Genomic DNA, 14,097 nt, shown 5'->3' with positions numbered 1-14,097 from the left:
TTCGTTGTTCCTGGTTCAGCTGTTGAACGCCGCGTCGAAGGACGCGCTCGGTGGGTCGAAGTCGAAGGCCTTCAGCCGGGTCAGCGCCTCGGGCGCCCCCTGGAGCCGGTCCATGCCGGCGTCCTCCCACTCGACCGAGACCGGGCCCTGGTAGTCGATGGAGCGCAGCATCCGGAAGACGTCCTCCCAGGGGACGTCGCCGTGCCCGGCGGAGACGAAGTCCCAGCCGCGCCGCGGGTCGCCCCAGGGCAGGTGGCTGCCGAGCCGGCCGTTGCGTCCGTCGAGGCGCTTGCGGGCCTCCTTGCAGTCGACGTGGTAGATCCGGTCGCGGAAGTCCCAGAGGAAGCCGACCGGGTCGAGGTCCTGCCACACGAAGTGCGAGGGGTCGAAGTTGAGGCCGAAGGCGGGGCGCCGGCCGACCGCCTCCAGGGCGCGGACCGTCGTCCAGTAGTCGTAGGCGATCTCGCTGGGATGCACCTCGTGCGCGAACCGCACGCCCTCGGCGTCGAAGACGTCCAGGATCGGGTTCCAGCGGTCGGCGAAGTCCTGGTAGCCGCGTTCGATCATGGCGTCGGGGGCGGGCGGGAACATGGCGACCAGGTGCCAGATCGCGGAGCCGGTGAACCCGATGACGGTGTCGACGCCGAAGGCGGCCGCGGCGCGCGCGGTGTCCTTCATGCGTTCCGCGGCCCGCTGCCGTACGCCCTCGGGGTCTCCGTCGCCCCACACGGCGCCCGGCACGATGGCCTGGTGACGTTCGTCGATGATGGCGTCACAGACGGCCTGGCCGACGAGGTGGTTGGAGACGGCCCAGCACTTGAGGCCGTACTTGTCGAGCACGGCCCGGCGGCCGTCGAGATAGCCGGGGTCGGAGAGCGCCTTGTCGACTTCGAAGTGGTCGCCCCAGCAGGCGAGTTCGAGTCCGTCGTAGCCGAAGTCGCGGGCGAGCCGGCAGACCTCTTCCAGGGGCAGGTCCGCCCACTGGCCGGTGAACAGCGTGAACGTACGCGGCATCCGCGTCAGCCTCCTCAGACCGCGATCGGCGTGTAGACGGAGTTCTTCTCCGCGCTCTCCTCAACCGCCGCGAGCACGCGCTGCACCTGCAGCCCGTCGGCGAAGGAGGGTTCGGGGCGGCGGCCCTCGGCGACGGCGTGGACCAGGTCGCGGGCCTGGTGGACGAAGGTGTGCTCGTAGCCGAGGCCGTGGCCCGGCGGCCACCAGGCGTCCAGGTAGGGGTGGTCGGGTTCGGTGACGAGGATCCGGCGGAAGCCGGCCTCCGGGCCCGGTTCGGTGCCGTCGTGGAACGACAGCTCGTTGAGCCGCTCCAGGTCGAAGGCGAGCGAGCCGCGCTCCCCGTTGAGCTCGATGCGCAGGGCGTTCTTGCGGCCGGTGGCGTAGCGGGTGGCCTCGAAGGAGGCCAGGGCGCCGGAGGGGAAGCGGGCGGTGAACAGGGCGGCGTCGTCCACGGTGACCTGGCCGGTGCCGGCCGAGGAGACCGCGGCCAGGCCGCTCGTGGCGCCGGTGGGCAGCGGCCGCTCCCGTACGAACGTCTCCGTCAGCGCGGAGACGCCCGCCAGCCGCTCCCCTGTCAGGTACTGCGCGAGGTCGATGATGTGTGCGCCCAGGTCGCCGAGCGAGCCTGAACCGGCCTGCTCCCTGCGCAGCCGCCAGGTCAGCGGGAACTCCGGGTCGACGAGCCAGTCCTGGAGGTACGTCACCCGCAGGTGCCGCAGCCTGCCCAGGCGGCCCTCGTCGACCATCCGGCGGGCCAGGGCGGTGGCCGGCACCCGGCGGTAGTTGAAGCCGACCATCGCCACCTGGCCGCGTGCGTACGCCTCCTCGGCCGCGCGTTCCATCGACGCGGCCTCCTCGACGGTGTTGGCGAGGGGCTTCTCGCACAGGACGTGCTTGCCCGCGGCCAGGGCGGCCAGCGCGATCTCGGCGTGGCTGTCGCCGGGGGTGCAGATGTCGACGAGGTCGATGTCGTCCCGTTCGACGAGGGCACGCCAGTCGGTCTCGGTGGACGCCCAGCCGTGCCGGTCGGCCGCGGCCCGCACGGCGTTCCGGTCCCGGCCGCAGATCGCGGCCTGCACCGGGTTCAGCGGCAGGTCGAAGACGCGGCCCGCGGTGCGCCAGCCCTGGGAGTGGGCGGCGCCCATGAAGGCGTAGCCCACCATCCCCACGCGCAGGGGTGGCTTGCCTGCCTCCTCGGTCCCTTCTGACTGCTGCTGCGGCTGTCCCATGTGGGAGTCCTCCTCGTCCTGGTCGGGGTCGCGCACGTGGGGGGTGCGGGGGCGAAACCGGTCACTGGAAGCCGGTGGGCATGTACTGGTCGACGTTGGTCTTGTCGACGACGGCCGAGTAGAGCGTGATCGACGCGGGGATCTCGAACTCGGCCATGCCGCCGACGCCCTTGCCCTGGCCGAGGGCGCGGGCGAGGTCGATCGCGGAGGCGGCCATGGTCGGCGGGTAGAGCACCGTCGCCTTGAGCACGCCGTCGTCCTGCTTGATGGCCTGGAAGGCGGAGAGCGCACCGGCTCCGCCGACCATCAGGAAGCCGTCGCGCCCGGCCTGCTCGATGGCCCGCAGCGCGCCCACGCCCTGGTCGTCGTCGTGGTTCCACAGCGCGTCGAACTTCGACTGGGCCTGGAGCAGCTGGGCCATCTTGGCCTGGCCGGACTCGACGGTGAAGTCGGCGGCCTGGCGGGCGACCTTCTTGATGTTGGGGTAGTTCTTCAGGGCGTCGTCGAAGCCCTTGGTGCGCTGCTTGGTCAGCTCCAGGTTGTCCAGGCCGGCCAGTTCGATGACGCGGGCGCCCGACTTCCCCTTGAGCTTCTCGCCGATGTAGTGCCCGGCGTTGAGGCCCATGCCGTAGTTGTCGCCGCCGATCCAGCAGCGGTAGGCCTGCGGGGTGTTGAAGATCCGGTCGAGGTTGACGACCGGGATGCCCGCGCGCATCGCCTTCAGCCCGACCTGGGTGAGGGCCTTGCCGTCGGCGGGCAGCACCACCAGGACGTCGACCTTCTTGTTGATGAGGGTCTCGATCTGGCCGATCTGCTGGGCGGTGTCGTTGGACCCCTCGGTGATCTCCAGCTTGACGTCCGAGTACTTCTCGGCGCGCTCCTGTGCGTTGTCGTTGATGGCGTTGAGCCAGCCGTGGTCGGCCTGCGGTCCGGCGAAGCCGATGGTGACCCGCTTGCCCGGCTTGTCGTCGGCGGCGGGCTGGTCGTTGCCGGCCGGCTCGTCCTTGGAGTCGGAGGGCTCGTTGCTCGTGCAGCCCGTGAGGAGGGCACCGGCGGAGACGGCGGCGGCCCCGAAGAGCAGTCCTCTGCGGCTCGTGATCTCTGTCATGGCGGTGAACCCTTTCCTCAGGTCGTGCTCGCGGTACGGCGCTGGACCAGCACGGCGGCGACGATGATCGCGCCCTTGGCGATCTGCTGGACGTCGCTCTGCAGGTTGTTCAGGGCGAAGATGTTGGTGATCGTGGTGAAGATCAGGACGCCCAGCACGGAGCCGGTGATGGTGCCGCGGCCCCCGGTGAGCAGGGTGCCGCCGATGATCGCGGCGGCGATGGCGTCGAGTTCGTAGAGGTTGCCGTTGGTGTTCTGGCCGGAGCCGGACAGGATGATCAGCAGGAAGGCGGCGATGCCGCAGCACAGGCCGGACAGCAGATAGAGGTAGAGCCGCTGACGGCGTACGTCGATGCCGGCGAGCCGGGCCGCCTCCGGGTTGCCGCCGACGGCGACCGTGCGGCGGCCGAAGGTGGTGCGGTTGAGCACCAGCCAGCCGATGACCGTCACGAGGGCGAACACCAGGACCAGGGGCGGGATGCCGAGGATGTAGGCGTCGCGCTCGCCCAGGTCGAGGACGGAGGGCACGGTGACGATCTGGGTCTTGCCGTCGGTGAGCTGCAGGGCGAGGCCGCGGGCGGAGGCCAGCATGGCGAGGGTGGCGATGAACGGCACCATCGCTCCGTAGGCGATGAGCACTCCGTTGACCAGGCCGCAGCCGACTCCGACGACCATCGCCGTGAAGAGGATGCCGGCGAAGCCGTACTCCTGGGTGGCGACGGTGGTGGCCCACACCGAGGCGAGGGCGACGATCGCGCCGACCGAGAGGTCGATGCCGCCGGAGACGATGACGAAGGTCATGCCGACGGTGACGACGCCGATCACGGAGGCCTGGGTGAGGACGAGTTGCAGGTTGCGGGTGTCGAGGAACTCGTCGGGCTTGGTGACGCCCCCGATGAGGATCAGCGCGGCGAGCACGCCGAGCAGGGAGAGGGTGCGGACGTCGGCGCGGAACAGCAGGCCGCGCCAGGCCGGGGGCTGAGCCTCGGGCACCTTGTCGGTGCTGCTGTCCCGCGGTGGGGAGACGGGCTGCGTCATGACGCCGGGCTTCCTTCCATGACCAGGTCGAGTACGCGGTGTTCGTCGAGTTCGCGCGCGGGTGCCGTGTGGACGACACGGCCCTCGCGCAGCACCAGGACGCGGTCGGCGAGGCCGAGCACCTCGGGCACCTCGCTGGAGACCAGCAGCACGGCGAGGCCTTCGTCGGCCAGCCGTCGGACCACGGCGTACAGTTCGGCGCGCGCGCCGACGTCGACGCCGCGGGTGGGTTCGTCGAGCAGCAGCACCTTGCAGCCGCGCAGCAGCCAGCGGGCCAGGACGGCCTTCTGCTGATTGCCGCCGGACAGGGTGCGCACGGGCACGGACGGGTTGTCCGGCCTGAGCGACAGCTCGCGCGTCGCGGCCCGGGCGGCACCGAGTTCGGCGCCCCGGTCGATCCAGCCGCCGCGCGAGAAGCGGGACATGGAGGAGACCGACACATTGCGGGTGACGGACTCCAGCATCAGCAGGGCCTGGGCCTTGCGTTCCTCGGGGGCAAGCCCCAGACCGGCGCGGACGGCGGCCCGTACGCTGCCCGGCCTCAAGGCCCGTCCGTCGACCAGGACCTGACCGGACGTCGGTTTGCGGGCCCCGTAGACGGTCTCCAGGATCTCGGAGCGGCCCGAGCCCACGAGTCCGGCGAGGCCGACGATCTCGCCGGGCCGCACCTCCAGGTCGAAGGGCTCGAACTCCCCTTGGCGGGCCAGTCCTTGAATCCGGAGAACCGATTCTCCGGTCGGCGGGGAGACGGGCCGGTCGGGGAAGACGTACTCGACGTTGCGGCCCGTCATCAGTGCGACGACCTCGCGGGTCGGTGTCGACTTCGCCGGGAGCCCGTTCGCGACGGCCCGTCCGTCCTTCAGCACGGTGACCCGGTCGCCGATGCGCCGGATCTCCTCCAGACGGTGCGAGATGTAGACGACGGCGACTCCGGCGGCCGTGAGATCGCCGACGATGCGGAAGAGGTTGTCGACCTCGTCCGGGTCGAGGGCGGCGGAGGGCTCGTCCATCACGATGAGCCGCACGTCGTGGGAGAGCGCCCGGGCCATGGACACGATCTGCTGCTGCGCGGCCGACAACTCCCCGACCAGGCGGGCCGGATCGACCTCCGGATGCCCGAGCCGTTTGAGGAGCCGAGCGGTCGACTCGCGCGCCGTCTTCCCGCGTACGACGAACCCGGCGGCGGTCGGCTCATGGCCGAGATGGACGTTCTCGGCGACCGACAGATGCTCCACCAGGTCGAGTTCCTGGTAGATGGTGGCGATGCCGAGGCGCATGGCGGCGATCGGCGAGCGGAGCGTGACCTCCTCGCCGCGCCAGCGGATGGTACCGGTGTCGGGTTGGTGGGCACCGGCCAGGACCTTGATGAGGGTCGACTTGCCGGCGCCGTTCTGGCCGAGCAGGCAGTGCACCTCACCGGCCTGGACGTCGAGGTCGACGCCGTCGAGGGCCCGGACTCCGGGGAACGACTTGGTGATGCCGGACATGCTGAGCAGCGGTGGTTCTGGTGCCATGCGAATTCCCCTTGGCGGGCGTGCGGGCCGGTTTCAGGGCAGGGCAGAGCAGGGCGCGGTACTGGTACGCCGTACTGAACTGTGCGCTTACGCAGGTGAGAACAGGTGATCACTGATGAGCCGGGCCGCGCCGATGACACCGGCGGCGGGTCCCAACTCGCCCAGGACGATGGGCAGATTGCCGGTCGCAAGCGGAAGCGACTGGCGGTAGACCTGGGTGCGGATCGCGGCGAGCAGCGTGTGGCCGAGGCCGGTCACCCCGCCGCCGATCACCACAAGGCCCGGGTTGAAGAAGCTGACCAGGCCGGCGATGACCTGGCCGGTGTGATTGCCGCCCTCGCGGATCAGGTCGAGTGCGGTGGCGTCGCCCGCGGCCGCCGCGGCGGCGACGTCGACGGCGGTGAGGCCGCCGCTTGTCTCCAGCCGCGATGCCAGTTCGGCCGAAAGCCCCTGCTGGGCGGCCTCCGTGGCGTCGCGGGCGAGGGCCGCCCCGCTGAAGTGGGCCTCCAGGCAGCCCCGGTTGCCGCAGGCGCAGGGCCGCCCGTCGGGCACGGCCTGGATGTGCCCGATGTCGCCGGCGCTGCCGGTCGTACCGCGGTAGACCTCACCGCCGACGACGATGCCGCAGCCGATGCCGGTGCCGATCTTGACGCAGAGGAAGTCGGCGACGGTGCGGGCGACGCCCGCGTGCTGCTCCCCCATCGCCATGAGGTTCACGTCGTTGTCGACCATGACCGGGCAGCCGAGTTCCTGGCTGAGCGCCTCCCGTACGGGGAAGCCGTCCCAGCCGGGCATGATCGGCGGTGCCACCGGGATGCCCTCGGGGAAGCGGACCGGGCCCGGGACGCCGATGCCGGCGCCGTCGAACCCCTCCGCGAGCCCGGAGGCCCTCAGTTTCGCGGCCATCGCCAGGACCTGCTCGAAGACCGCGACCGGGCCTTCGCGTACGTCCATGGGCTGGTTGATGTGGCCGAGGGTCTCCAGTTCGGCGTTGGTGACGGCGACGTCGACCGAGGTCGCGCCGATGTCGACGCCGAGGAAGCGCAGACCGGGGTTGAGCCGGATGTTGTGGGAGCGACGGCCACCGCGCGAGGCGGCGAGTCCGTCGGCCACGACCAGCCCCGTCTCCAGCAGCCGGTCCACCTCCACGGCGAGCTTGGACCGCGAGAGGTCGACCTGGTCGCCCAGCTGGGCACGGGAGTTGGGGCCGCCGTCGCGCAACAGTGTGAGCAGTCGGGCCTGGTGGGCGTTTCCGGGTCGTGCGGTCATACGTCTCACGAGCCCCTCCCCGCCTCGATCGGCCTGTGCGCGCCGGTTTTCCGCCACATCAGTGGCTTGCTTTCGAAGGGAACGTAGCAGCGGCTGCCGGAGGTGGGAAGAAGTAGCGCAGGAATTGCCCTCTACTTTTTCCACTCACAGGACAAAGAGGAGTGCGGTGGAGCCCTGATGGTGTTCGCCGACACGGTCGGCGCGGTCTGCGCGTTGCTCAATCTGCCGCCGGGTGCGGGCACCTCGACGGTCGAGTCGAAGACGAACTTCTTCCGCGCCGTGCGGTCGGGCGTCGTCCGCGCCGAGGCACGGCCCGTACACGTGGGACGCTCGCTCATCGCCGTACGGACGGACCTGCACGACGAGGACGGCACCCTGGTGGGCCAGACGACGCAGACCCAGGCGGTGCTGACCGCCGGCTGAGGGAGCTCTACGAACGCGCTCGCGCGTGGTACGACCGCCTTGTGTGCTCGGTGTGTTCGCGCATCAGCCGGGTCGCCCGCTGTTCGTCGCGGTCGGCGATCGCCGCGATCAGTTCGCGGTGTTCGATCCAGGACTGGTGGCCGCGCTGCCGGGCCACGGGCGTGTAGTACCAGCGCACCCGCCGGTCGACCTGGGCGGCGAGTTCGGCGAGGACGGCGTTGCCCGCGAGTTCCATGATCTTGGCGTGGAAGCGGGCGTTCATGGCGACGGCGCCGTCCACGTCGTCGGCCTCGACGGCCTTCTCGCCCTCGGCGCAGAGGGATTCCAGGGCGGTGAGGCCCGCGCTGCCGGCGTTCGCCGCCGCGAGTCGGGCCGCCTCGGCCTCCAGGAGCGTACGGACCGTGAGGAGCTGGTCGGCCTCCTCCTCCGTCGGCTCGTGCACGAACGCGCCCTGGGCGGGCCGCAGATCGACCCACCCCTCGGTGTTGAGCCGCTGCAACGCCTCGCGCACCGGCTGCCGGGAGACCCCCAGATGCCCGGCGAGTTCGCTCTCGACGAGGTGCTGGCCGGGCTGGAGGGCGCGGGTGGTGATGAGTTCGAGGAGTGCCTCGTAGACGCGGTCACGCAGCGGACCCGGGCGTTCCAGCTTGGGTACCGCCCCCTGGGGCAGGCCTGTCGACAGCATCGCGGTCCCCCTCCTCGGCAGGGCCGTGCACAGCGCGGCGGCTACCGGTGTCGCCGCAGAGTCAGTATCGATTGTCTTTCGTCTACAGTCTACGGCGCACAAAGGCCAGGGTTTCGGGCAGTTGGCCGCGTCACACCACGGCTCCCCGAGGGCTCACGGGCAGCGCACGACCTGTCCCGCGTACGACAGGTTCCCGCCGAAGCCGAACAGCAGGACCGGGTCGCCGGTCGAGACCGCGCCCTGTTCGACGAGCTTGGAGAAGGCGAGCGGGATGCTCGCGGCGGAGGTGTTGCCGGACTCGGTGACATCGCGCGCGACGACGGCGTTCACGGCGCCGATCTTCTCGGCGAGGGGTTCGATGATGCGCAGGTTCGCCTGGTGCAGGACGACCCCGGCGAGGTCGGCCGGCTCAAGACCGGCCCGCTCGCACGCCCGGCGCGCGATGGGCGGCAGCTGCGTGGTGGCCCAGCGGTAGACACTCTGCCCTTCCTGGGCGAAACGGGGCGGAGTGCCCTCGATCCGCACCGCGTGTCCCATCTCGGGCACCGAGCCCCACAGCACCGGTCCGATGCCGGACTCCTCGGCGGCCTCGACGACCGCGGCCCCGGCCCCGTCCCCGACGAGCACGCAGGTGGTGCGGTCGCTCCAGTCGGTCACCTCGGACATCTTGTCGGCCCCGATGACCAGCGCACGGCTCGCGCCCCCCGCGCGAACGGCGTGGTCGGCGGTGGCCAGGGCGTGGGTGAAACCGGCGCACACGACGTTGAGGTCCATGGTGGCCGGGTGCGGCATCTCGAGGCGGGCCGCGACCCGGGCGGCCATGTTGGGCGAGCGGTCGACGGCGGTGGACGTGGCGACCAGCACCAGGTCGATGTCGGCGGGGGCGAGGCCGGCCGCCGCGAGGGCCTTGGCACCGGCGTGGGCGGCCAGCTCGTCGACCGGTTCGTCGGGCCCGGCGATGTGGCGGGTGCGGATGCCCACCCGGCTCCTGATCCACTCGTCACTGGTGTCCACCAGGCCCGCCAGGTCCTCGTTGGTGAGCACCTTGGCGGGCTGGTAGTGGCCGACGGCGGCGATGCGCGAGCCGTTCATCTGGGTGGGTCCCCCTCGTTGCCTTGGGTAGCGTGACCCACCAGTCTGATCAGTGACTCACGGGTACGACGGCAGCCAAGGCAACAGGAAACGAGCGCCAGGGTTGTCAGCTTCGGTCAGGACCTCGGACACCCGGACACCTGTCGAAAGCCCGGCCACGCCGTCACCCGGTGAACAGCTGGGTCGCCTTCCGGACCAGCTCGTACAGCCCGTAGGCGAGCGGTACGCCCACCCACACCCAGGCCAGGGCGATCAGCCACCGCCGGTCCGGGCTAGGCGGACTCTGACTGCTGCTGGACACGATCGGCCTCCTTCGGCTGCGGGACGTGATGGCGGGGGTCGACGGGCCGGACGAGCTCGTTGGCGACGAAGCCGACGACGAGCAGGCCGATCATGATGACGAACGACAGCCCGTACAGGGACGCGCCGTGCCGGCCCGCCTCCTCCTGCCGGTCGGCGATCCAGTTCACGATGAGCGGCCCGAGCACACCGGCCAGGGACCAGGCGGTGAGCAGCCGACCGTGGATGGCACCGACCTGGTACGTGCCGAAGAGGTCCTTCAGATACGCCGGGATCGTCGCGAAGCCGCCGCCGTAGAAGGAGAGGATGACCAGCGCGCACAGGATGAACAGCGGCTTGGAGGTGTCGCCGAACAGGGCGATGAGCGCGTACATCAGCGCGCCGACGCCCAGGTAGAGGCGGTAGATGTTCTTGCGGCCGATGAGGTCGGACGTCGAGGACCAGCCGATGCGGCCCGCCATGTTCGCCGCCGACAGCAGGGCGACGAAGCCGGCGGCGGCCGTCACGGACACCGGGGTGGAGGTGTCCGCGAAGAAGTCCGTGATCATCGGCGCGGCCTTCTCCAGGATGCCGATGCCGGCGGTGACGTTCATGCAGAGCACGAGCCACAGGAACCAGAACTGGGGGGTGCGGATGGCCTGTTTCGCGGAGACCTGCGGACCGGTGGTGGCTTGCGGCGCGGTTCCCGGCGCCCCTGGGGCATGACGCGGGACCCGGACCAGGAGCACACCCAGCAGCATGAAGACGGCGTACGACAGGCCGTGCACCAGGAAGGCCAGGGCGATGCCGGAGCTGTCGCCGCCGAACGACTCCAGCATCTGCGCCGACCACGGCGAGGCGATCAGCGCACCGCCGCCGAAGCCCATGATGGCGATGCCGGTGGCCATGCCGGGCCGGTCCGGGAACCACTTGATCAGGGTGGAGACGGGCGAGATGTAGCCGATGCCGAGACCGATGCCGCCGACGAAGCCGTAGCCGAACACGATCAGCCAGTACTGCTCCAGGGACGCGCCCAGCGCGGAGAGCAGGAAGCCGGACGAGAAGCAGACCAGGGCGACGGTCATCGCCCAGCGGGGGCCGTTGCGTTCCACGAGCGTGCCGCCGAACGCGGCGGACAGGCCCAGCATGACGATGCCGAGTTGGAAGGGCAGCGCGCTCTGCGTGCCGCTGAGCCCGAGCGCGGACTCGAGGGGCGGCTTGAACACGCTCCAGGCGTAGGCCTGGCCGATGGAGAGATGTACGGAGAGAGCGGCGGGCGGGACGAGCCAGCGGCTCCAGCCCGGGGGCGCGACTGGGGGACTCATGATCCCCGGACGGTAGGCAGTCGCAGGGGAGTTGAAAAGGCGGCGCGTCGACCGTATGCGGTGAGCGGTATTCAGCATGCGACGAACGGTCGCCGCGCGGACCCTTGCCGCCCCAACCTCCATACTGTAGACAATATTTCGTCGACACAAGCCGTACGGCGCGTTCCTGAGCGGTCGTACGGCGGTCACACCTCCGCGGTATCCCTCAAACCGAACGGAGTGTTCCCGTGAAAGTCGCAGTTCTCGGCGCCGGTGCCATCGGCGCCTATGTCGGCGCCGCGCTCCATCGCGCGGGTGCCGATGTGCACCTCATCGCCCGTGGACCGCATCTGGCGGCCATGAGGCAGCACGGAGTCCGGGTGCGCAGCCCACGCGGCGATTTCACCGCGCACCCCCACGCGACCGACGACCCGGCCGAGGTCGGCCCGGTCGACTACGTCTTCCTGGGCCTGAAGGCCAACGCGTACGCGGCGTGCGGGCCGCTGATCGCGCCGTTGCTGCACGGGAGGACGGCGGTCGTCGCGGCCCAGAACGGCATCCCCTGGTGGTACTTCCACCGGCACGGCGGCCCGTACGACGGCCACCGCGTCGAGAGCGTGGACCCGGACGGCGCGGTCAGTGCGGTGCTCGCGCCCGAACGGGCCGTCGGGTGTGTCGTCTACGCGGCGACCGAGCTCGAAGGGCCAGGCGTCGTACGGCACTTGGAGGGCACACGGTTCTCGATCGGCGAGCCCGACCGCAGCCGCTCGGCCCGCTGTCTCGCCTTCAGCGAGGCCATGCGGGCGGGCGGACTCAAGTGCCCGGTGGAACCCGGCCTGCGGGACGACATCTGGGTCAAGCTGCTCGGCAACATCTCCTTCAACCCGATCAGCGCGCTGGCCCGCGCGACCATGCGGCAGATGTGCCTGCACGGCGGCACCCGCCGGGTCATCGAGATCATGATGACCGAGACGCTCACGGTCGCTCAGGCCCTCGGCTGCGAGGTCGGTGTCTCCATCGAGCGCCGGCTCGCGGGTGCCGAGCGGGTCGGCGACCACCGCACCTCCACGCTCCAGGACCTGGAGCGGGGCAAGCCGCTCGAACTCGACGTACTCCTCGCGGCGGTCGTCGAGCTGGCGGAGATCACCGGCGTGGAGGTGCCCACCCTGCGCACCGTGCACGCCATCTCGGACCTGCTCGCGCTGAGGAGCGCCGCATGAGGAAACGCGATCGAAGCCCGAAGACCTACACCCGGCTGACCCACCCGCTGGTCCGGGAGTCCCGCGACGAGCCGTTCCGGCAGGCGAGCTGGGAGGAGGCCCTGGACCGCGCCGCCCGGGGGCTGGACGCCGCGCGCGGCGCGTTCGGGATGTTCTCCTGCGCCCGCGCCACCAACGAGATGAACTACGTGGCGCAGAAGTTCGCCCGGGTCGTCATGGGCACCAACAACGTCGACTCCTGCAACCGCACCTGTCACGCCCCGAGCGTGGCGGGCCTGTCGGCGGCGTTCGGCTCGGGCGGCGGGACGTCGTCGTACGAGGAGATCGAGCACACGGACCTCGTCGTGATGTGGGGCTCCAACGCCCGCTTCGCGCACCCGATCTTCTTCCAGCACGTGCTGAAGGGGATCAGGAACGGGGCCCGGATGTACGCGGTCGATCCCCGCCGGACCTCGACCGCCGAGTGGGCGGAGAGCTGGCTCGGCCTCAACGTCGGCACCGACATCCCGATGGCGCACGCGATCGGCCGCGAGATCATCCACGCGGGCCTGGTCAACGAGGCGTTCGTAGAGCGGGCGACCACCGGCTTCGAGGAGTACCGGGCGCTGGTCGAGCCGTGGACGCTGTCGCTCGCCGAGAAGGTGACGGGCGTACCGGCCGCCGCGATCCGCGAGCTGGCGCACGCCTACGCCCGGGCCGAACGCGCCCAGCTGTGCTGGACCCTCGGCATCACCGAGCACCACAACGGCACCGACAACGTCCGCGCCCTGATCAACCTGTCCCTTCTCACCGGCCATGTCGGCCGCTACGGCTCGGGCCTGCAACCCCTGCGCGGGCAGAACAACGTGCAGGGCGGCGGCGACATGGGGGCGATCCCCAACCGGCTGCCGGGCTTCCAGGACATCCTCGACCCGGACACCCGGCTGAAGTTCGAGTCGGCCTGGGACACCGTCATCCAGCCGCACTACGGCCTGAACCTCACGGAGATGTTCGAGGCGATGGAGGACGGCGATCTCAAGGCCGTCTACTGCATCGGCGAGAACCCGGCCCAGTCGGAGGCCGACAGCGAGCAGGCCGTACGGCGGCTCAGCGCCCTCGACTTCCTCGTCGTCCAGGACATCTTCCTCACGAAGACGGCCGAACTCGCGGACGTCGTGCTGCCGGCCACCGCCGGCTGGGCGGAGACCGAGGGCACGACCACCAACAGCGAGCGGCGGGTGCAGCGGGTCCGCAGGGCCGTCACCCCGCCCGGCGAGGCCCGCGAGGACATCGACATCCTCTGCGACCTCGCGGCCCGGCTCGGCCACGACTGGAAGTACGCCGACGCCGAGACCGTGTGGAACGAGCTGAGGGCCGTCTCGCCCGACCACTACGGCATGACGTACGAGCGGCTGGAGGAGCACCAGGGCATCCAGTGGCCGTGCCCGAGCACGGACGGGCTCGAACCGAGCTATCTGCACGGCCGGTTGTGGGAGGCGGACCGTGCGAAACGCGGCCCGCTCGCTCCCTTCGGGATCGTGCAGCACGACCCGCCCGTGGACCTCACCGACGAGCGGTACCCGATCCGGCTGACCACCGGGCGGCGGCTCGACTCGTACAACACCGGTGTGCAGAGCGGCGGTTACGCCTCGCCGCTCAGGCGCGGCGAGTTCATCGAGCTGTGCCCGGAGGACGCCGAGCGCTACGGGGTCGTGGTCGGTGAGCAGGTCCAGGTCACCTCGCGGCGCGGGTCGGTGACCGCGCCCGTGTGGGTGGACACCGCGCTGCGCCCCGGGCTGGCCTTCATGACCATGCACTTCCCCGACGAGGTGGACACCAACGCGCTGACGATCGAGGCGAACTGCCCGATCGCGGGGACGGCGGAGTTCAAGGCGTCGGCGATCCGGATCGAGAAGCTGCCCATCGCGACCATCGTGGGGTGAC

At 70.7% G+C, this 14,097-nt stretch carries 12 protein-coding genes and 1 pseudogene; 3 read left to right on the top strand and 10 right to left on the bottom strand.

Annotated elements, in window-relative coordinates:
- Positions 1-15: 15 nt before the first annotated feature.
- The 6 genes from ACZ6I3_RS04940 to ACZ6I3_RS04915 form a co-directional block, all read right to left on the bottom strand.
- Entirely contained in the window at positions 16-1,014 is a 999-nt protein-coding gene (locus ACZ6I3_RS04940) for a sugar phosphate isomerase/epimerase family protein (protein ID WP_469411787.1), read from the bottom strand.
- Between the two features lie 14 nt (positions 1,015-1,028).
- Positions 1,029-2,243, bottom strand: a complete 1,215-nt coding sequence (locus tag ACZ6I3_RS04935; protein ID WP_469411785.1) for a Gfo/Idh/MocA family protein — start codon at positions 2,241-2,243, stop codon at positions 1,029-1,031.
- A gap of 61 nt (positions 2,244-2,304) precedes the next feature.
- Entirely contained in the window at positions 2,305-3,351 is a 1,047-nt protein-coding gene (locus ACZ6I3_RS04930) for a substrate-binding domain-containing protein (RefSeq protein WP_469411784.1), read from the bottom strand.
- Positions 3,352-3,368: 17 nt separating this feature from the next.
- Positions 3,369-4,388: an ABC transporter permease gene (locus ACZ6I3_RS04925; RefSeq protein WP_469411782.1), complete on the bottom strand. Its 1,020-nt coding sequence runs from the start codon at positions 4,386-4,388 to the stop codon at positions 3,369-3,371.
- Positions 4,385-5,902: a sugar ABC transporter ATP-binding protein gene (locus ACZ6I3_RS04920; protein WP_469411780.1), complete on the bottom strand. Its 1,518-nt coding sequence runs from the start codon at positions 5,900-5,902 to the stop codon at positions 4,385-4,387. Before ACZ6I3_RS04920 ends, ACZ6I3_RS04925 begins: the two co-directional genes overlap by 4 nt.
- An 87-nt stretch (positions 5,903-5,989) precedes the next feature.
- Complete coding sequence (locus tag ACZ6I3_RS04915; RefSeq protein WP_469411778.1) at positions 5,990-7,171, bottom strand: ROK family transcriptional regulator; 1,182 nt, start codon at positions 7,169-7,171, stop codon at positions 5,990-5,992.
- 165 nt (positions 7,172-7,336) lie between these two features.
- On the opposite strand from ACZ6I3_RS04915, the pseudogene ACZ6I3_RS04910 reads away from it, so the two are divergent.
- Positions 7,337-7,594, top strand: a pseudogene (locus ACZ6I3_RS04910) (PaaI family thioesterase); the annotation flags it as partial.
- A gap of 7 nt (positions 7,595-7,601) precedes the next feature.
- Here ACZ6I3_RS04910 and ACZ6I3_RS04905 read toward each other — a convergent pair.
- The 4 genes from ACZ6I3_RS04905 to ACZ6I3_RS04890 form a co-directional block, all read right to left on the bottom strand.
- Positions 7,602-8,279, bottom strand: a complete 678-nt coding sequence (locus tag ACZ6I3_RS04905; RefSeq protein WP_469411776.1) for a GntR family transcriptional regulator — start codon at positions 8,277-8,279, stop codon at positions 7,602-7,604.
- 153 nt (positions 8,280-8,432) lie between these two features.
- Entirely contained in the window at positions 8,433-9,371 is a 939-nt protein-coding gene (locus tag ACZ6I3_RS04900; protein ID WP_469411774.1) for a beta-ketoacyl-ACP synthase III, read from the bottom strand.
- A gap of 163 nt (positions 9,372-9,534) precedes the next feature.
- A complete protein-coding gene (locus ACZ6I3_RS04895; RefSeq protein WP_423569003.1) occupies positions 9,535-9,675 on the bottom strand; it encodes an MFS transporter small subunit in 141 nt (46 codons plus the stop codon).
- On the bottom strand, positions 9,644-10,975 hold the full coding sequence (locus ACZ6I3_RS04890; protein WP_469411772.1) for an OFA family MFS transporter: 1,332 nt from the start codon (positions 10,973-10,975) through the stop codon (positions 9,644-9,646). The genes ACZ6I3_RS04895 and ACZ6I3_RS04890 overlap by 32 nt, the downstream gene beginning before the upstream one ends.
- A gap of 227 nt (positions 10,976-11,202) precedes the next feature.
- Here ACZ6I3_RS04890 and ACZ6I3_RS04885 point away from each other — a divergent pair, with 227 nt between their 5' ends.
- Together ACZ6I3_RS04885 and ACZ6I3_RS04880 are read left to right on the top strand one after the other, a co-directional pair.
- A complete protein-coding gene (locus ACZ6I3_RS04885) occupies positions 11,203-12,174 on the top strand; it encodes a 2-dehydropantoate 2-reductase (protein WP_469411770.1) in 972 nt (323 codons plus the stop codon).
- Complete coding sequence (locus ACZ6I3_RS04880) at positions 12,171-14,096, top strand: molybdopterin oxidoreductase family protein (protein WP_469411769.1); 1,926 nt, start codon at positions 12,171-12,173, stop codon at positions 14,094-14,096. Before ACZ6I3_RS04885 ends, ACZ6I3_RS04880 begins: the two co-directional genes overlap by 4 nt.
- Position 14,097: the final 1 nt, after the last annotated feature.

Source organism: Streptomyces sp. NPDC041940 (genome assembly GCF_055589465.1).
Note: the sequence above shows the minus strand (reverse complement) of the source record. Positions and strands in the feature narration are given on the sequence as shown.